The organism is Chitinophaga sp. 10T418, assembly GCF_056394125.1.
This window is the reverse complement of record NZ_JBFTHG010000002.1, coordinates 741,852-760,482: the sequence shown is the minus strand read 5'-3', so window position 1 is coordinate 760,482 and position 18,631 is coordinate 741,852. Positions and strand designations below refer to the sequence as shown.

At 43.7% G+C, this 18,631-nt stretch carries 13 protein-coding genes; 10 read left to right on the top strand and 3 right to left on the bottom strand.

Annotated features, from left to right (window positions below; genetic code table 11):
* The first annotated feature begins 25 nt into the window (after positions 1-25).
* Together AC1DCV_RS07415 and AC1DCV_RS07410 are read left to right on the top strand one after the other, a co-directional pair.
* Positions 26-3,127, top strand: coding sequence for a sensor histidine kinase (locus tag AC1DCV_RS07415; RefSeq protein WP_477022599.1), 3,102 nt, complete (start codon positions 26-28; stop codon positions 3,125-3,127).
* A 47-nt stretch (positions 3,128-3,174) separates the two neighbouring features.
* On the top strand, positions 3,175-3,843 hold the full coding sequence (locus AC1DCV_RS07410; protein WP_079468073.1) for a response regulator transcription factor: 669 nt from the start codon (positions 3,175-3,177) through the stop codon (positions 3,841-3,843).
* 336 nt (positions 3,844-4,179) lie between these two features.
* Here AC1DCV_RS07410 and AC1DCV_RS07405 read toward each other — a convergent pair whose 3' ends face one another.
* Entirely contained in the window at positions 4,180-4,329 is a 150-nt protein-coding gene (locus AC1DCV_RS07405) for a hypothetical protein (RefSeq protein ID WP_441574014.1), read from the bottom strand.
* Positions 4,330-4,666: 337 nt separating this feature from the next.
* Here AC1DCV_RS07405 and AC1DCV_RS07400 point away from each other — a divergent pair, with 337 nt between their 5' ends.
* The 8 genes from AC1DCV_RS07400 to AC1DCV_RS07365 all read left to right on the top strand — a co-directional run bounded on the left by AC1DCV_RS07400 (position 4,667) and on the right by AC1DCV_RS07365 (position 17,743).
* Positions 4,667-6,574 carry a DNA topoisomerase IV subunit B gene (locus AC1DCV_RS07400; protein ID WP_477022598.1) on the top strand — a complete coding sequence of 636 codons (1,908 nt, stop codon included), beginning with the start codon at positions 4,667-4,669 and terminating at the stop codon, positions 6,572-6,574.
* Positions 6,575-6,582: 8 nt separating this feature from the next.
* The gene (locus AC1DCV_RS07395) at positions 6,583-7,485 is read left to right on the top strand and encodes a DUF1835 domain-containing protein (protein ID WP_477022597.1); all 903 of its coding nucleotides are present in this window, start codon (positions 6,583-6,585) and stop codon (positions 7,483-7,485) included.
* On the top strand, positions 7,482-7,886 hold the full coding sequence (locus tag AC1DCV_RS07390) for a hypothetical protein (protein ID WP_477022596.1): 405 nt from the start codon (positions 7,482-7,484) through the stop codon (positions 7,884-7,886). The genes AC1DCV_RS07395 and AC1DCV_RS07390 overlap by 4 nt, the downstream gene beginning before the upstream one ends.
* 17 nt (positions 7,887-7,903) lie before the next feature.
* Entirely contained in the window at positions 7,904-10,441 is a 2,538-nt protein-coding gene (locus AC1DCV_RS07385; RefSeq protein ID WP_477022595.1) for a DNA gyrase/topoisomerase IV subunit A, read from the top strand.
* 166 nt (positions 10,442-10,607) lie between these two features.
* Positions 10,608-11,204 (top strand): RNA polymerase sigma factor, encoded by a 597-nt coding sequence (locus AC1DCV_RS07380; protein ID WP_477022594.1) that lies wholly within the window; start codon positions 10,608-10,610, stop codon positions 11,202-11,204.
* 51 nt (positions 11,205-11,255) lie between these two features.
* Positions 11,256-12,365 carry a FecR family protein gene (locus AC1DCV_RS07375; RefSeq protein ID WP_477022593.1) on the top strand — a complete coding sequence of 370 codons (1,110 nt, stop codon included), beginning with the start codon at positions 11,256-11,258 and terminating at the stop codon, positions 12,363-12,365.
* Between the two features lie 137 nt (positions 12,366-12,502).
* A complete protein-coding gene (locus AC1DCV_RS07370; RefSeq protein WP_477022592.1) occupies positions 12,503-15,973 on the top strand; it encodes a SusC/RagA family TonB-linked outer membrane protein in 3,471 nt (1,156 codons plus the stop codon).
* An 18-nt stretch (positions 15,974-15,991) separates the two neighbouring features.
* Positions 15,992-17,743 carry a RagB/SusD family nutrient uptake outer membrane protein gene (locus AC1DCV_RS07365; protein WP_477022591.1) on the top strand — a complete coding sequence of 584 codons (1,752 nt, stop codon included), beginning with the start codon at positions 15,992-15,994 and terminating at the stop codon, positions 17,741-17,743.
* A gap of 51 nt (positions 17,744-17,794) precedes the next feature.
* Here AC1DCV_RS07365 and AC1DCV_RS07360 read toward each other — a convergent pair whose 3' ends face one another.
* Positions 17,795-18,220 (bottom strand): hypothetical protein, encoded by a 426-nt coding sequence (locus AC1DCV_RS07360; RefSeq protein ID WP_477022590.1) that lies wholly within the window; start codon positions 18,218-18,220, stop codon positions 17,795-17,797.
* A 9-nt stretch (positions 18,221-18,229) separates the two neighbouring features.
* Positions 18,230-18,601 carry a VOC family protein gene (locus tag AC1DCV_RS07355; protein WP_477022589.1) on the bottom strand — a complete coding sequence of 124 codons (372 nt, stop codon included), beginning with the start codon at positions 18,599-18,601 and terminating at the stop codon, positions 18,230-18,232.
* Between the last annotated feature and the right edge of the window lie 30 nt (positions 18,602-18,631).

Here is an 18,631-nt window from a genome sequence, read left to right as displayed (position 1 = left end):
AGTGCATCAACCGCATCGCTTAAAAATGTTCGTCCTATGTTGCTTATGGGGGCTTCTCCCCGGGGTACTGCATGCACAGGACAAGCCATACATTTTCGACAGCTATAGTGTTAACGAAGGACTTTCACAAAGCACTGTCTTCGATATTACGCGGGATGACCAGGGGTTTATGTGGATTGCCACCAGGGATGGCATCAATCGTTTTGATGGTTATACCTTTAATGAATACCGGTATAAACCAAGTACACTCTACAAAGCCGGAGAAGGCAAGGGGGAACTGGTACCCCGTGGTTCTACCGGCAACCGGGCGGTGATCAACCGGTTTGATCTCAAAGGATATAAAGGTTTTACTTTTTATAAAGACAGCCGTCAACAGATGTTGCTGGCCCATAACAACGGGATCAGTGTGTATGATAAGTATCGTAATAATTTCCGCACCTTACTGGAAGATACTTCTAATGTTAATGCGCAGGAACGCGACAATAATGTGAAGTTCACTATACTGGGGGAGGATACCGCTACCAATTCATTGTGGGTATGGCGACCTATGAAAGGATTGTATGTATTGGATAACACCACCTACGCTATCAGGCGCATTATCCTCTATCCACCACAGTTCCGGCAAAAAGGAGTGTTGCCTACTGCCGTGATGAAAGATGGTAATACCATCTGGATGAATGGGGAACCCGGAGAATTGTTTTCACTGAATATTAAAAATCTACGGCTGGCTACCTATTGCTTACCAGGGGTAGGCAATCAACCAGTGATCCGCAATCTGAACAAAGACTCTATGATCATTGTGAGTGCGGGGCATATTACCATCTTCAATAAACAACGCAATAAGTTCAGCGATCTGACTTTTGATATGCGGAATGAAAAAGGAGAACCCTTTATTCCTGCTGTATCGGAAGTGGATCAGTTTGGAAATGTGTGGATAGGAGGGAATGATGGAGTACTCATCTACAGTATTACCCGCAACGAAATTCTGCGGCATATCGTCAGCTTCAATACATTTGAAACCAGGTCCTTCAACAATGTTTCCTATCTCTACCGTGATATCTCCGACAATATGTGGGTAGGTACAGATGGTGATGGCCTGAAAAAATATTCTCCTCATAAAAAGGTATTTAATCTGTACAGGTCTCCTTACATCACGCATAATATGGTGCAGGCGGTGTATAAGCATGATGACGGCAAACTCTATGTGGGCCTTATGCGCGATGGATTGAATATTTATGAAGATGGTGGCAAATTCCTGGAACGTATTTCCAATGAATTATATCCTGGTAAATTTCCGGGCAATGACCTGGGAGCCATTTGTCGTGAAAATGCGGATCATTTATGGCTGCATTTTGCAAACATGTACATCGGTTTATTTAATGTACAAACCAAATCATTCCTGGACCTCACCAGTAAGGTAACCGCGCTGGGACTGCCAATACAGCGGGATCCATGGCCTTTCCTGTTTAAACGTACCAATGGAGAACTGTATTTCAACTATGGTGGTTATCTGCTCCTGTTCGATGATACCAATAAAGGGTATGAAGTATCGGTGGTCCATAATTTTGCGGATGAATTACTGACTACCTACTATGAAGATTTTATGGGTAACCAGTACGTGGGTACGAAATCTTCGCTGTATGCAAAAAACAAATCTGATTCCCGTTGGAAATCAGTACCGCTGCCATCGGGTACCACCGTGAAATCTATTAATAAGAACGCCCATAAAGAGTTGCTGGTAGCCACTAACAAAGGATTGTTTATTATAGATGAGGCAGGGCGCATCAAGCAGCATTATAACAGTTACGACAATCCGAAACTGATTAACGATTACATGTATGGTGTGCTGCTGGACGACAAAGACAGAATTTGGGTGAGCCACAATAAGGGGCTATCGCAGATTAATCCGTTATCAGGAGAGATCACTACCTATAATTACGAAGATGGCTTACAGTCGAACGAATTTAATACCGGGGCCTTTTATAAATCTATTGACGGCGAATTATTTTTTGGCGGGATCCGTGGGGTGAATGGATTTTATCCTAAAAATTTCCGGGATAATCTCTCTAATGCCAAAGTGATCATACGGCGCATGGAAGTGCTGGATAAGCCTTATGAATCGGATACGGCCATTTCGCTGCTGAAGAAAGTAGAGTTGCCTTACAACCAGAACACGATTGCAATAGAATTTGTACCGCTGGAATACACCAATCCTTTAAAGAACAAAGTACAGTATAAACTGGAAGGAGCGGATGAAGACTGGGTACAGGCAGGGACTTTCAGGATGGCCCGTTACACCAACCTGCATCCGGGCAGTTATACTTTTAAAGTAAGAGGTTCCAATAATGATGATATCTGGAGCACGGTTCCCACCACGCTGGAGATTGTGATCAGAATTCCATTCTGGCAGTCATTATGGTTCCGGTTTTTATTGCTGTTGCTGTTATTGGGTATTGCCTATTATTTCTCTACGCTTTACCTGGATTATAAAATACGGCATGAGAAATTAAAACTGGAGAAAGAGCAGGCCGTAGATCAGGAGCGGGCGCGTATTTCCAGCGATATGCATGATGACCTTGGTTCGGGATTATCTACTATCCGTTTATTGAGCGAAGTGGCGAAACGAAAAATACAGGATCCATCACAAACGCGGGAAGTGGAACGTATTTCCGAAACAGCGGGAGAGATGGTAGATAAAATGAGTGAGATCATCTGGGCGATGAGTTCTTCCAATGATTCACTGGCTAACCTCATCGCCTATATGAGAAGTTTTGCTGCAGAGTTTTTAGAGCATGCGCATATTACACATCAGTTTTATATCCCGGAAAGTATTCCTAATATTAAGCTGAGTGGTGGTACCAGGAGGAATATTTACCTGGCAGTAAAAGAATCATTGCATAATGTAGTGAAGCATGCAAAAGCAACAGAGGTAATTGTAGAAGTGAAGATGCATAAGAACATGACAATAATGATTAAGGACAATGGAAAAGGATTTGACCAGGAGAAAGTAAGATTATTCGGTAATGGCTTGAAAAATATTCAGAAGAGAATGATATCTGTAGGGGGGAATGCGGATATTTCCTCGAACAATGGAACAATAGTTTTTCTCGATATCCCACTAAATTGACATACATTTGTTTTTAATAACATTTAAGTGTTATAATTCCTTTAAACATGACGGTATACTCAAAGAAGAAGTCCCAGGATAACATGGACACTATCACTATTGCGATAGTAGAAGATAATCATGATATCCGCACGGCTATGGAATTGCTGATTAATGGTTCTGACGGTTATGCCTGTGTAGGGACTTTTAATAATGCAGAAACCGCAGTAGAACAGATCCCTCAATTGATGCCAAATGTAGTGCTGATGGATTTCAACCTGCCGGGTGGTATGAATGGTATTGAATGTATTGCGCAGTTGAAACGGGAACATCCCGACATGCAATTTATGATGCTGACCGTTTATGAAGATGATGATAAGATCTTCATGGCGTTGGAAGCCGGTGCGAGTGGATATATTCTCAAGAAAACATCTCCGGGTGAATTACTCGAAGCCATTCGTGATTTATACGATGGCGGTTCTCCGATGAGTTCACAGATAGCCAGAAGGGTGGTTGCGTTTTTCCAGAAACAGGCAAAACCAAATCCGGCACTCGAGGCATTAACTACCCGTGAAAAAGAAATCCTGGATCAACTTTCCAAAGGATATCTGTACAAGGAAATTGCCAGCAATCTGTTTATCAGTATTGAAACGGTAAGACGACATGTACACAACATCTACGAAAAGCTGCATGTACGGAGCCGTACGGATGCAGTGAATAAGTATTACAACAGATGACGAAGAGCATAAGGCAAAAAGCATAAAGCAAAAAGCTATTGAAGCGAATGATAAAATACATAATTATATAATGATTATCATTCGCTTCAATAGCTTTTTGCTTTATGCTTTTTGCCTTATGCTTCTTCGAAGCAGATGCACACTTAACACAACAGCAGCAATCAGTAAGCAGGCGAGTTTAAATAATAAACCAGTTTTCATAGGATAGGGATTATACGGTTAATAGGTTAATACATTTAAGTATAAGACATAATACTCCCTGATGGCTATTGCCAGGCTGATGTGACTAGTTGTGAATATTGTTGTAAAGCCGTTTGTAAAGTTGTAATAAGTTGATTATCGCATCATTTGCCACGAATCAAATTTCCGGATAAGGGTGAGAAATTTGTTGCCGATACGATTATCCTGTTCTTTTTTGATGAAGTAAGTAGCTGCGAGCGCTACCAGAATAACTGCTGATAGCAGGATTAGAAATAGTATTTTCATAAGGATTAGGTTAGGATATCTCTTAAAAGTTGACTTATGTAAATATAATTATTTTATTGATATAAGTTTAATTTCACATAAATTTTTTTTATACCATTTTCATGTGATCTCCCCCGGAAAATGCCCTGAATAGGCGAAAATCTCCCAAAAATATAATTTTCATAAGTCTTAATTTATTGGCTTTCAATAATGTAAGCATAGTGCATAACTTATACTTGGGATGATTCAATGAATCCTTTATTTTTGCCAGCAATCTGATTTTGCTAAAAGATTTAGTATCCTTGCAGATCATTGATTAACCCACGAAATAATAATATTTAGGAAATTTTAATATATTATGGCAAACACGGACAAAACGGATAACAAAGATCTATTTGCTTCCTATACGGAAGACTCCATACGGTCGTTGGACTGGCGGGAGCATATCCGCCTCCGGCCTGGTATGTACATCGGTAAGCTGGGAGATGGATCAAGCATGGATGATGGTATTTATATCCTGCTCAAAGAGGTAACAGATAACTGTATCGATGAGCATACCATGGGCTTTGGTAAACAGGTAGATATCAAGGTTACAGAACACCATGTCACCATCCGTGATTTTGGAAGGGGCATTCCATTGGGAAAAGTGGTGGATGTAGTGAGTAAGATTAATACCGGTGCTAAATATGACAGCAAGGCTTTCCAGAAATCAGTAGGATTGAACGGGGTGGGTACCAAAGCGGTGAATGCACTGTCCAGCTATTTCCGCGTACAATCCGTTCGTGACGGCCGCATGAAAGTAGCCGAATTCGAAAGAGGCGTACTCACAAAAGAACATAAGGAAACTGCTACCACAGAGCCCAATGGCACCCTGGTAACTTTTACACCGGATGATACCGTATTTAAAAACTATCGCTTTATACCGGAATTCCTGGAGAACCAGATCTGGAACTATTGCTTTTTGAATGCTGGTCTGACTGTTAGCTTTAACGGAAAGAAATATATTTCAAAGAATGGTTTGCTGGACCTGTTGCAGCGTAAAACCAATGAAGAAGATCTTCGCTATCCGATCATTCACCTGAAAGGAGAAGATATTGAAGTTGCCATCACGCATGAAAGTCAGTACGGAGAAGAGTATTATTCATTTGTGAACGGGCAGCATACTACCCAGGGTGGTACGCACCTGGCGGCTTTCCGCGAGGCATTTGTGAAAACAGTACGCGACTTTTATAAAAAGGATTATGAAGCTACTGATATCCGGGCGTCTATTTGTGCGGCTGTTTCCATTCGTGTGCAGGAGCCGGTATTTGAATCACAGACAAAAACCAAACTGGGGTCCCAGGTAATTTCTGAAGGTGGTCCTTCCGTAAAGGCGTTTGTACTGGAATTCATGTCCAAACACCTGGATGATTACCTGCACCGTAATCCGGCTATTGCAGAGGCGTTGAAGAAACGTATTGAACAAAGTGAGCGTGAGCGCAAAGAGTTGGCAGGGATTAAGAAACTGGCCAACGAAAGAGCCAAGAAAGCGAATCTTCATAACAAGAAGCTGCGTGACTGCCGCTTACACCTGAACGATGAGCTCACCGGAAAAGATAAAGCAGAACAGGAAGCCCGCCGTTTGGATTCGACCATCTTTATTACAGAAGGTGACTCCGCCAGTGGTTCCATTACCAAATCCCGCAATGTGGAAACCCAGGCGGTATTCAGTTTGCGTGGTAAACCGCTGAACAGCTATGGTCTTACTAAAAAGATCGTATACGAAAACGAAGAATTCAACCTGCTGCAACATGCGCTGAATATTGAAGAAGGGATGGAAGGACTGCGCTACAATAACATTGTGGTAGCTACCGATGCCGATGTAGATGGAATGCACATCCGTTTACTGCTGCTGACTTTCTTCCTGCAGTTCTTCCCCGACCTGGTGAAGAACGGGCACGTATATATCCTGGAAACACCGTTGTTCCGTGTTCGTAACAAGCAACAGACTATTTACTGCTATACAGAAGATGAGAAGCAAAAAGCAGTGAAGAAACTGGGGAACAAACCGGAGATCACCCGCTTTAAAGGTTTGGGAGAAATTTCTCCTGACGAATTTGGCCGTTTCATTGGAGAAGATATTCGTATCGAGCCGATCATCTTATCGAAAGATATTCATGTCCAGAAGTTACTGGAATATTATATGGGTAAAAATACCCAGACCCGCCAGGAGTTTATCATTAATAACCTGCGGTATGAAAAGGATTTAGTTGAAGAAACAGTATAGAAAGGCATATGGGCTTAATACACATTGTTTTTGGTCAGTCTTCGGTTCCTGTGCTGGGTGAAGCGGTAGCGATGGATGAGAAAATGAGCGGAGACATTCTTTGTTTTGAAGATGATCTGTCGGTTGGACCTCTGTTCATACTGGACACCAAAGAGGGGCGGGCCGGGCGTAAACAGTTCTGGCAACAGCTGGCGGGGATATCACCGTTACCAACACCTGCGGAGGAAGAGCCGGTACCTGTAGTGGCGCCTGGCACTGATGAGGATCCGGAAGATGCTGACCGTTTCAACACCCTGAAAGCACAGCTGAAGGAAAACCCCGAACAGGAAGTATGGATCTGGGCAGGACAAAATGCCAAGGATGTATGCGGCTATTACTGGCTGGTGAGTCAGTTGTATGATTTTGCAGGACGCATACATATTATCTACCTCAACAACCTGCCTTTCCTCAATGAGAAGGGGGCCGTGTTTTATCCTACTCATCTGCACCAGATATTGCCCAAGGAATTCCTGAAGGCCAAGAAACTGGCGCGTCCTATTTCACTGGCAGAATATGAGCTGGATGGAGATGAATGGCATCGCCTGATGAATGAAAACGCCGGTATCCGTTTACTGGAAGGTGGTAAAAAGATAAAAGGTGAGCCTACCCTGTTTTACGACAAAGAGTTGCAAACACAGAGCGGAAAAGAATTTGTGAAAGCATGGCGGATTGTACAACAGGTAACCGGTAAACTGAAATACCCTGTGATGGATCAGTTCCTGGGCTGGAGGCTGAAAGAGCTGATCCGCGAAGGTAAACTGGAAAGCAGGGGCGAGCTGAAAACCATCCGTGATTTTGAAGTGAAGTTACCTGGAGAAAGTACAGATAACGCAGCGAGTACGGACAACACCGAAAATCCAACTACCCTATGATAAAGGTAACATCCCTTGACCTGTTGGGAGCTGATGACCGCGGCAGCGGTTATTTCTGGAATTGCAACCGCACAGGAGATTTCCTGGTATGTTACCGTAATGCCGGTAGCAGCAGCGGCCAGCATTACCATGAAGGTAAAAGTGACAATAAGAACCCGGAAGTACTGTATCTTTTTACCGGCAAGGCAGCTATTCACTGGTGCCCGCTGGGAGGAAACGAAATAGTGGTAACGGAAGTAACTGCACCGGCCAGGGTAGAAGTGCCGGTGAATGTATGGCATCAGCTGATTGCTGTTACTGATTGTTGCTTTATTGAATTAAACTCCCTGGAAGATGTACAAAAGGACAGTGTTCGTATATGGAGGGAGGATTTTGAAAAAATGATTAACGTAAAACCGTAAGTGTATTATACATGGACATGGAAAATAAAACATCAGACGAATCTCTGCACAATGTCATCCACGTTGGAGGCATGTATGAGAGCTGGTTCCTGGATTACGCTTCTTATGTAATCCTGGAGCGGGCAGTGCCCAGCATGGAAGATGGGTTGAAGCCCGTACAGCGTCGTATCCTGCACGCCATGAAAGAAATGGATGATGGCCGTTTTAATAAAGTGGCTAACGTCATCGGGCAAACGATGCAGTATCACCCGCATGGGGATGCTTCCATCAGCGATGCTATTGTGAACCTCGGGCAAAAGGATCTGCTTATTGAAACACAGGGTAACTGGGGCGATGTAAGAACGGGTGATGATGCGGCTGCTGCGAGGTACATAGAGGCGCGCCTGTCGAAGTTTGCACTGGACGTAGCATTTAATCCTAAAACGACTTCCTGGCAGCTCAGCTACGATGGCCGTAAAAATGAACCGCTCGCATTACCTATGAAGTTCCCGCTGCTACTGGCACAGGGAGCAGAGGGTATCGCCGTGGGTTTATCTACCAAAATATTACCACACAACTTTATAGAACTGATAGATGCTTCAGTGAAGTATCTCCGGGGCAAAAAGTTTGAACTGTTCCCCGATTTCACGACCGGTGGTATGGTGGATGTAGCCAGCTACAACGATGGTAAACGTGGTGGTAAAGTACGTGTACGTGCGCATATTGAAGAAAAAGATAAAAAGACCCTGCTGATAAAGGATGTGCCTCATGGTATCACCACTACCCAGCTGATGGAGTCTATTGTGAAAGCGAATGACAGCGGTAAAATCAAGGTCAAGAAAGTGGTGGATAATACTGCCGCTGAAGTAGAAATTGAAGTGCAGCTGGCACCGGGTATTTCTCCGGATATTACTATCGACGCATTGTACGCATTCACTGATTGTGAAATATCTATCTCTCCGAATGCCTGCGTAATTGTAAATGATAAGCCACAATTCCTCACCGCTTCCGATTTGCTGAAATCTTCCGCTGAGTATACCAAAGACCTGCTGAAACAGGAACTGGAAATCAAGCTGTCGGAGTTACAGGAAAAATGGCACTACACTTCCCTGGAAAAGATCTTCTTCGAAAAAGGGATCTACAAGGAGCTGGAGCAGAAACACAAGGACTGGGAGGCAGTACTGGTAGCTATTGATAAAGGATTTAACCCGTACAAAAAGCAATTGAAGCGTGAAATTACCCGCGAAGATATTGTGAAATTAACGGAGAAGCCTGTACGTAGAATTTACCGTCTCGATATCAATGAACTGAACGAACAGATCAAGAATATTGAAGCTGAAATCAAGGAAGTAAAGAATCACCTGGCTAACCTGGTGGATTACACTGTCGCTTACTATGATAACCTGTTGAAGAAATATGGTAAAGGCCGCGAACGTAAAACAGTTATCAAAACTTTTGATACCATACAGGTAGCTCAGGTAGCGATTGCCAATACCAAAATATATGTGAACCGTGCAGATGGTTTCATTGGTACCTCCCTGAAGAAAGATGAGTTTGTGGCAGATTGTTCTGACCTGGATAGCATCATTGTATTCCGCCGGGATGGTAAAATGCTGGTAACGAAAGTAGCCGATAAAACCTTTGTGGGTAAGGATATCATTCACGTGGATATATTCCGCAAAAATGATGAACGTACTACCTACAACATGATTTATGTGGAAGGTAAAACCGGCGTGAGCTATGCGAAGCGTTTCAATGTAACGGGTGTTACCCGCGACAAAGAATACGAGCTGGCACATAAAGGAGAGAAAAACTCCAAGGTGCAGTATTTCTCCTCCAACCCTAATGGAGAAGCGGAAATAGTAACGATCAAACTCAGTCCTAACTGTAGCGCGCGTAACAAGGAATTTGACCTGTTTTTCGAAACCATTGCTATCAAAGGACGTAGTTCCATGGGTAACGTGGTAACGAAGTACCCGATCCGTGGCGTGAAATTCAAAGAGAAAGGCGTATCTACACTGGCGGGACAAAAGATCTGGTATGATACAGAAACCGGTCGTTTAAATACGGAAGAGCGTGGTGTATATATCGGTGCATTTGAAGGGGAAGACAAAATCTTTGTTGCCTTTAAGAATGGTAGCTATGAGCTCACCAACTATGATCTTACCAATCGTTACGAATCCGGTGATGTAGTATACATTGAGAAATTTAACCCGGAAAAAACGGTGACCGCCATTTATTTTGATGCAGATAAAAAGCAGTTTAATGTAAAACGTTTCAGGATTGAAACGCAAACATTGAATAATAAATTCCTCTTCATTAAAGAAGGTGCGTCCAACTACCTGGAGATGGTGACCACCCATACCCAGCCTATAGTATTGCTGAAAACCGGCAAGAAACGGAGTCCGGAAGAAGAGGAAATAGACCTCTCCGAGTTTGTGGAAGTAACCGGCTGGAAAGCAGTAGGAACAAGGATTGCAGGTGATGACCTGATTAGTGCAGAATTGTTGTCTGAAGATGAAGATCCAGATCCAAATGAAGAAGGCCCGGCAGGTGGACAGGGAGAATTGTTCTAATCATCAAGTCGGATAAATATATGAGGCGGATAGCAGTTGCTATCCGCTTTTTTGTGCTATGAAGAACAGGTCTTTATTTCCCCGCATATTTTCTCTTAACAATTAAATAAAACAGTATCTTAATAGGGATGTTTAATTTGCGCCTGTCCATATTTTTATTGCTGGAATGAAATACGAAAACTTAGCCGAAACCGAACTATTACAACTTGTTGCAGCCGATGATGGAGCTGCGTACGAAGTATTGTATAACCGGTATTGGCAACCGCTTTTTCTTTTTGCTTATAAACGGCTGAAGAATAAGGAGGAGTCTAAAGATGCCGTGCAGGATGTTTTTATTAACCTGTGGAAACGAAGAAGTGCCCTGCAATTAACCGCATCGCTGCGTACCTATCTTTTTACAGCAGTACGATATGAGCTATTGAAAAAAATAGCAGCTGCCAGGAAGACTTCCGGAAGCGAGGCAATGGATTTAATGCCTCTGCCAGTAGAAGGAGCCACTACAGTGGACTTATTAAGCGAGAAGGAACTGCAGCATGCGTTGTCAATTGCCGTGAATAATTTGCCGGCTAAAATGAAGGAAATTTATTTGTTGAGCCGGCAGCAGCATAAATCTGTTGCAGACATAGCACAGCAACTGGGTTTGTCTGAGCAAACCGTGAAAAACCAATTATCTAAAGCCTTGCTACGCCTGCGTATGCATTTAAAAGAGGCTACCGTGATCCCATTGCTGTTCCCAGGGATCATTTACTTCCTTAACATTTAGTTAACATTCCGGGATGGTACTAAGTGCTTGATTTTGTCGCTTCACTATAGTATGAGTACATCCGAATTCAAAAGTATTGTTGAACGCTATCTGAAAGGAGAAGCCAGCGCTATAGATCAGGCTATGATTGAAGCATGGCTCGCCGCTACGGAAGATAATCCGGTAGACCTTACAGCGGCTGAACTGGAAATGGTCCGGACAGATATGTTACAGCATTTGCGGCAACACAACGGCCATGTACAGGAATCAGGCGGGGAAGAAATTCCCGTTCAGGATCAGGAAGGTTTCCGGGGTCAGATGTATTTGCAACAGCCGGAAGAACAAACCTCAATCACCAGGGTGAGACGTTTAATACCCTGGATTCAGCGTATAGCCATAGTTGTTATATTCTGTATTGGTAGCCTGTCTTTATTTTATTACTGGCAAAGTACTACTGCCAAACGAGCGCCCGTAGCAGCAAATGAGTCATCCCCGGCTATACAATACCGGGTGAGGGTGGAAGCTACCCATGCTATCCGTAAAGTAATATTGCCTGATAGTTCAGTGGTGATGCTCAACCGATCCGGCAGTTTGTATTATAATATGCCCTTTGATAAAAGTGTCCGCGAAGTATTCCTGGATGCCGGAGAGGCATTTTTTGATGTGAAGAAAAATACAGGGCATCCATTTGTGGTATATGCCAATAAAACTGCCACTACTGTATTGGGTACCTCTTTTAATATTCGTATTACCAAAAGTGTAAGTACGGTGAAAATTGTAGTGAAATCCGGAAAGGTAAAGGTGGCCACCACCCTGGCTAGTCCGCCCGATAGCAGCCGCTTATTGCTGCCGGAGCAGGGCATTGAAATAAATACCAGCAACAATCACGTGCGCACATTTTTTCAACCAGCCAACATCACCACTTCCTGGTGGGATGGAGCGCTGGTATTTCATCAGAACAGCATGCAAGAAGTGGCAGAAGTACTCGAAAACCGCTACCAGGTGCATATCCGGCTGGCAACACCGGCATTGCAGCAGTATCGCGTTTCAGGTGATTTTACCAGGAGTCATACATTAACAGCCGTATTGGACGCATTATGCCTCGTACACCGCCTGTCGTACGAGAAAAAGAACAATGAGTATTTCATCTATGCATCTATAAAAAAACCGGTTATGCGCTAACATAACCGGTCACTTGTTTTGCTGTCAAATCCTTCCGTAACGCTAATTACCGGATGAGGCAGCGTGTTTTTAATTCAACATAAAAACTGTTCAAATTTATGAAAAATGTAGTAAGCAATTCTACAATCCGTTATCTTATGCGCCTAAGTCTGCTGACAGCCTGTTTTGCCGTAGCAAGTTTGTCTTTATGGGCTAAAAGCCTGGAGGGGCAGAGTCTAAAAAAGAACATCTCCCTGAAAGTAACCGGCACCAATCTGAATACCATCTTAAAGCAGATAGCCCGTCAAACACATTTACGACTGGTTTATGATGCTAAAGAAGCGGATAACTACCGTATGGATTCACTGGAGGCCATCGGGCGTTTCGCAGATGACCTGCTGGACTCTTTGCTGGCACCTACCACATTGTCTTACCGTGTGGTAAATGACTTGTTGGTCATATATCCTAAAGATGAACAGGAATTTGGACTCAAAGGAAAGGTAATAGATGGCGCGACCAGGGAGCCGCTGCCAGGTGTTACCGTTTTCCTGAAAGGCACAAAAAGAGGAATGGTTACCAACGGAGCTGGAGGATTTACGCTGGCGACCGTAAAGACAGGTGATATACTGGTTGTTTCTTATGTGGGATATACTACAAAAGAAGTGGTGATCGCCAATGATGCATTTCTTACGATATCGTTGCAAAGCAGTAGCGCCAAAATTAACGATGTGGTGGTGGTAGGATACGGTACCCAAAAGAAAGTCAACCTCACCGGGGCAGTCAGCCAGATAGATGCCAGCGTAATTGAGAGCAGACCCGTAGCCAATGTGGGACAGGCATTGCAGGGCGCCATTCCTAATCTGAATGTAAACTTTGGTGACGGTCGCCCGGGCGGCAATGCCACCTTGAATATCCGCGGTTTTACTTCTATCTCTGGTGGGGCGCCGTTGGTCCTGATAGATGGTATTCCAGGAGATATTAATACCGTAAATCCAAGGGATATTGAATCTGTAACCGTTTTGAAAGATGCCTCGTCGGCTGCTATATATGGTGCCCGTGGTGCTTTTGGTGTGATATTACTGACCACTAAAAAGGGGAAGTCCGGTAAAATGCAGATCAGTTACGGCACCAACTATGCCTGGGCAGGTAATACCAGTCGTACCGATTTTGTGACCAGTGGTTATGATGCCGCCATGCTGAATGATCAGGCATTTAAAATTTCACTGGGAAAAACCTATACTGGTTATACAGACGAAGACTATGCAGAATTGCTGAAAAGAAAAACAGATCCCACCCTGCCTTCTGTAGTAATACAGAATCGTAAAGGGAAAGATATGTATGTATACTATGGTAATACCGACTGGTGGCATACCATGTTCCGCGACCAGATGCCTTCCCTGGAGCATAGCCTGAATATAAGTGGTGGCACAGAGAAGGTAAATTATATGGTATCCGGCCGGGCATATCAGAAGAAGGGTATGATGCGCATTCAACAGGACGTTTATAATTCCTATAATTTCCGGGCTAAAATTGAAGCGCAGGTAAAGCCCTGGCTCACATTAACCAGCAATACGCAATTTAACGCCTACGACTATACGTATCCGGGCAGCACGGTGAATGGTAATTTCGTATCTGTAAGCGTACATGCGTTACCGTCATATGTACCTGTAAACCCTGATGGCACTGCCACTTATAGAACAGAGCTAAACAACTATACCATTGGTGATGGTATTTATGCGGACCTGCTCCATGGTAAAAGTAAGGGGGCGATGAAGCAAACAGAACTGGTGAACACAGTAGGGGCTATCTTTAAAATCACGCCGGATCTTAATATCAATGCCAACTATACACTGACCGTAGCGAATGGCAACAGCTACCACCGGCAAACAGCGTCTCCATGGTCTATTTTCCCGGGTATAATCAGCTATGTTAATAATGATGAGTTATGGCAGCAGGACGATAGCCGTCTTGTGCATGTAGCTAACCTGTATGGTAACTACAGCAAACATTTCGGTAAACATGCGATCAATCTCACAGCGGGTATTAACCAGGAGCTGCAACGATATAAAATGCTGTATTCAGGAAGGAAAGACCTGCTGTCAGAAGACCTGAATGAAGTAGCGCTGGGTACCGGTGATGCTACCGTAAACAGTAATAACCAGGAACTGGCCCTGCTGGGTACCTTTGGACGTGCCGCCTATAGTTACGCTGATAAGTACCTGGTGGAATTTAATGGGCGTTACGATGGCTCTTCCCGTTTTCCCTCCAGTAAACGTTTTGGCTTTTTCCCCTCTGTTTCAGCCGGCTGGCGTATGAGTGAGGAAGCATTTTTTAAACCGGTAAGAAATGTGGTCAACGATATAAAGTGGCGTGTTTCTTATGGTGCATTAGGGAATCAGGATGTGCGTAATAACTACTATCCTTATATCCCTATTATGGGTATGGGAACGATAGATTATATCACGGAAGGTAAGCGTACACAGTATGTGACCCTGCCAACTCCGATTTCTCCAGACCTCACCTGGGAAAAGGTGAATTCTACCAATTTCGGAGCGGACATGAGTTTTTTGCGCAGCAGGTTGAATGTTACTTTAGACTGGTATGTACGTAATACAAAAGACATGCTTACCAAAGGCATGACCTTACCCGCCGTTTTCGGCGCAGGAGAGCCTAAACAAAACGCAGCAGATCTTCGTTCCCAGGGTTGGGAAGTAAACGTGGACTGGCGTAGTACCCTGCAGGTAGCGGGTAAGCCGTTTAATTATAATCTTGGTTTCAACGTAGGTGATTTTAAGGCTTCGATTACCCGGTTTGATAACCCCAACAGCATTTTAAGTGATTACTACGCAGGGCAGCAGCTGGGTGATATCTGGGGCTATAGTATTGCAGGCTATTTCCAGTCAGATAAAGAAGCGGCAGACTGGAAAGTAGATCAGACACAAGTGGGCAACAACATTTTTTCAGCACCGGGTGAATGGGGCAAGCTCCGCGCCGGTGACCTGAAGTTTGTAGATCTGAATGGAGATAATACCATCAACAAAGGAAAGAATACCCTGGCAGATCACGGTGATTTAAAAGTTATTGGTAATTCTTTGCCCAGGTATACGTTCGGTATCAGGGGAGGAGCAGACTGGAACGGAATAGATTTTAGTTTCTTTTTCCAGGGAGTAGGCCGTCAGAACTGGTATCCGGGTAACAATGCGGATAAATTCTGGGGTCCTTTCTCACGTCCTTATATGTCTTTTATTCCGACAGATTTTGCGGATAAGTTATGGAGTCCTGAAAATCCGAATGCCTACTTCCCGCGATTGAGAGGATACATTGCCCTAAATGATAACGGTTCACTGAAAGAGAATAATGATAAATACCTGCAGGACCTGGCCTACATCCGTTTGAAAAGCCTGATTGTAGGTTATTCTCTCCCGGAATCACTGATGAAGCGGATTAAACTGACCCGTTGCCGGATTTATTTCAGCGGCGAAAATCTGCTCACGATCAGTAAGCTGCAGAGCAAATACCTGGACCCGGAACAACTTTCCAGTGATCCCAACCTGGTAAGAACAGATGCTAATGGCCGCGTTTATCCTTTTAGTAAAACATTTGCAGCAGGACTGGATATCACTTTTTAACCTGTAAAAGAAAAGACGATGAAAAAAACTAATCTACTTGTTATATGCCTGCTGGTACTGGCTTTTAGCTCCTGTAATAAATTTATGGACAGAGACCCGCTGGCGAAAATTTCTCCTGAGAATTTTTTTAAAACAGAGAAGGACCTCAAACTATATATCAACTCCATGTACACCATGGTACCGGATGCGGAAACGATTTATAATGAGGATATGGATAATGTGGTGAAATCCAGTGTATCGGAATTCCTCACTGGTAAACGGCAGGTACCGGTTACCGGCGGTGGCTGGACCTGGACGGAATTGCGGAAGATTAATTATTTTCTGATCAACTGCAATAAAGTATTGCCTTATGCCACTACAAGGAAATATGTAGGTGCTGCTAAATTTTTCCGGGCCTGGTTTTATTTTGAAATGGTCAAAAAATTTGGAGATGTACCCTGGTATAATACCCCCATGGATGTAAATGATCAGGCATTGCTGCAAAAAGCGAGAGATCCCCGTAAGCTGGTGATGGATTCTGTGATAGCAGATATTGATTCTGCCATTGTTTCCCTGGATGCCCTGAAAAGTAATGAGCTGGTGACGAAATGGACGGCGCTCGCGCTGAAAGCACGTATTTGTCTTTATGAAGGAACTTTCCGGAAATATCACAAAGAAGCCAATTTCAATTTACCGGATGAGAATAAATTTTTACAGGCAGCTGCAGATGCTGCAGCACAGCTCATGGCTGGTGGACAATACCGTATTTACACCAGCACGGCAGCCAATGCTTACCGCGACCTTTTTGCTACGAAAGCGGCAAATACAGACGAAATTATATTAAGCAGAAAATACAGCGCAGGTTTACAATTATATCATAACGCTAACTACTATACGATTACTGCTTCTTATGGTCAACCCGGACTGGAAAAGAGTTTTGTGAATAGTTACCTGATGAAAGATGGTAGCCGTTTTACAGATAAACCGGACTATAATAAAATACAGTTTTATGCAGAATGCCAGGATCGTGATCCACGGCTGGCGCAAACGATCCGCACGCCAGGTTATACACGTATTGGGAATACCAATAAACTGGTGCCAGATTTTGGGGCGGCAGTAACGGGTTATCAGCTCATTAAATATGTAACAGATGAAACACAGGATTCTTATGTAAAGAATGACAACGATATGCCGGTATTCCGTTATGCAGAAGTATTGCTGAACTATGCGGAAGCAAAGGCTGAACTGGGACAGCTTACACAGGGTGATATAGATCAGTCTATTAAATTGTTGCGTGACCGGGTGGGTATGCCCAACCTGAATGTTGCCGCTGCAAATGGGAATCCTGATCCGTACGAGGCTGCACGGTACAGCAATAAAACCATTAGTGGCGTACTGCTTGAAATCCGCCGTGAGCGCCGGATAGAGCTGGTCATTGAAAATTTCCGCTGGAGTGATATTTGTCGATGGAAAGAGGGGAGTATGCTTACCCGCCCTTTCAAAGGAATGTATTTCCCTGGTCTTGGTCAGTATGACCTGGATAATGATGGAAAAGTGGATGTGGTGATTTACGAAGGCACTAAACCTTCAGGCCCCAAAGGACCCGCTTACCTGAAACTGGGTACTGAAATAGACCTTGAAAACGGCACATCTGGTGGCTCTGTGATGGTGAACCGGAATATTGCCAAAGGCTTTAACGAAAACCGGGATTACCTGTATCCTGTGCCCATCCAGGAGCGTACATTAAACAAGCATCTTACGCAAAATCCTAACTGGAATGACGGACTTTAAATAAATAATGGTGGTCTGAAGATGATATTATCTTCGGACCACCATTGTATATTAAATTTTGCCTCCCATATTTTTAATAATTGTTTCCAGGAAGTTGATCGTAGAAAGATATTCTTCCGTTGTGGTGCCGGTGAGTATTTTCTCATGATTTCCCTGTTGGTTGGCTGCTATCTCATCAAATTTTATTTTTCCTGTTGATGTAAAGGAATACATGTCCTGGTCCTGCTGCACCCAGCCGCGGGATACAAGGGATTGAAGCATTTCTTCCAGTTCAGTTTCAGAAAGGAACCTGCTCACCTGGTGGTAATACAGTGTTTTGGAGATTTTTGTGTGTGTATCAATATTCTTCATTACCTGCCAGTGAAACCTACTGATGCCAAAGGTTTCAAAGGCGGCATTCATATATTGTGTAATCAGGCTGTCCGCTTCTTTGAGGTACCAGCCGATAGGTAGCTTTTTTTTGATTTCGGATTGCATACAAGTGTTTTAATCGTTGACAGGTGTGGTAATTTCAATCATGATAGTATCGAAATGCAGGTAGAAGCCGAATGTTTTACGCATGGGCTGTGGCGCCTGGTCCAATACGATGCCGCCATCTTTCAGACGTTGATACATACCGTTTACAGCATCTTTATCTTCCAGGTAAAAGCCGATATGGAAAGCATCCGGATAGGTATGGTTTTCCTTATCGTTGAAGCGTTGGTTCATCAGTACGAGCAGGAAGTTATCGGGACCTGTTAAAACGGATAAGCTATCATTAAGTTTAGGGTCTGTACAGCGGAAATCGAAGTACGTTTCAAAAAAAGTGCGTGTTGCAGGCACATCTTTTACAGTGAGGTTTAAGTGATTGAGTTGCATTAGTAGGTAGTTAATAAATGAATGTTCGCT

What these genes read in the sequence shown, in the direction of transcription:
- AC1DCV_RS07415 (WP_477022599.1), top strand. Translation starts at nt 26, where the DNA reads ATGTTCGTCCTATGTTGCTTATGGGGGCTTCTCCCCGGGGTACTGCAT.
- AC1DCV_RS07410 (WP_079468073.1), top strand. Translation starts at nt 3,175, where the DNA reads ATGACGGTATACTCAAAGAAGAAGTCCCAGGATAACATGGACACTATC.
- AC1DCV_RS07405 (WP_441574014.1), bottom strand. Translation starts at nt 4,329, where the DNA reads ATGAAAATACTATTTCTAATCCTGCTATCAGCAGTTATTCTGGTAGCG.
- AC1DCV_RS07400 (WP_477022598.1), top strand. Translation starts at nt 4,667, where the DNA reads ATGGCAAACACGGACAAAACGGATAACAAAGATCTATTTGCTTCCTAT.
- AC1DCV_RS07395 (WP_477022597.1), top strand. Translation starts at nt 6,583, where the DNA reads ATGGGCTTAATACACATTGTTTTTGGTCAGTCTTCGGTTCCTGTGCTG.
- AC1DCV_RS07390 (WP_477022596.1), top strand. Translation starts at nt 7,482, where the DNA reads ATGATAAAGGTAACATCCCTTGACCTGTTGGGAGCTGATGACCGCGGC.
- AC1DCV_RS07385 (WP_477022595.1), top strand. Translation starts at nt 7,904, where the DNA reads ATGGAAAATAAAACATCAGACGAATCTCTGCACAATGTCATCCACGTT.
- AC1DCV_RS07380 (WP_477022594.1), top strand. Translation starts at nt 10,608, where the DNA reads ATGAAATACGAAAACTTAGCCGAAACCGAACTATTACAACTTGTTGCA.
- AC1DCV_RS07375 (WP_477022593.1), top strand. Translation starts at nt 11,256, where the DNA reads ATGAGTACATCCGAATTCAAAAGTATTGTTGAACGCTATCTGAAAGGA.
- AC1DCV_RS07370 (WP_477022592.1), top strand. Translation starts at nt 12,503, where the DNA reads ATGCGCCTAAGTCTGCTGACAGCCTGTTTTGCCGTAGCAAGTTTGTCT.
- AC1DCV_RS07365 (WP_477022591.1), top strand. Translation starts at nt 15,992, where the DNA reads ATGAAAAAAACTAATCTACTTGTTATATGCCTGCTGGTACTGGCTTTT.
- AC1DCV_RS07360 (WP_477022590.1), bottom strand. Translation starts at nt 18,220, where the DNA reads ATGCAATCCGAAATCAAAAAAAAGCTACCTATCGGCTGGTACCTCAAA.
- AC1DCV_RS07355 (WP_477022589.1), bottom strand. Translation starts at nt 18,601, where the DNA reads ATGCAACTCAATCACTTAAACCTCACTGTAAAAGATGTGCCTGCAACA.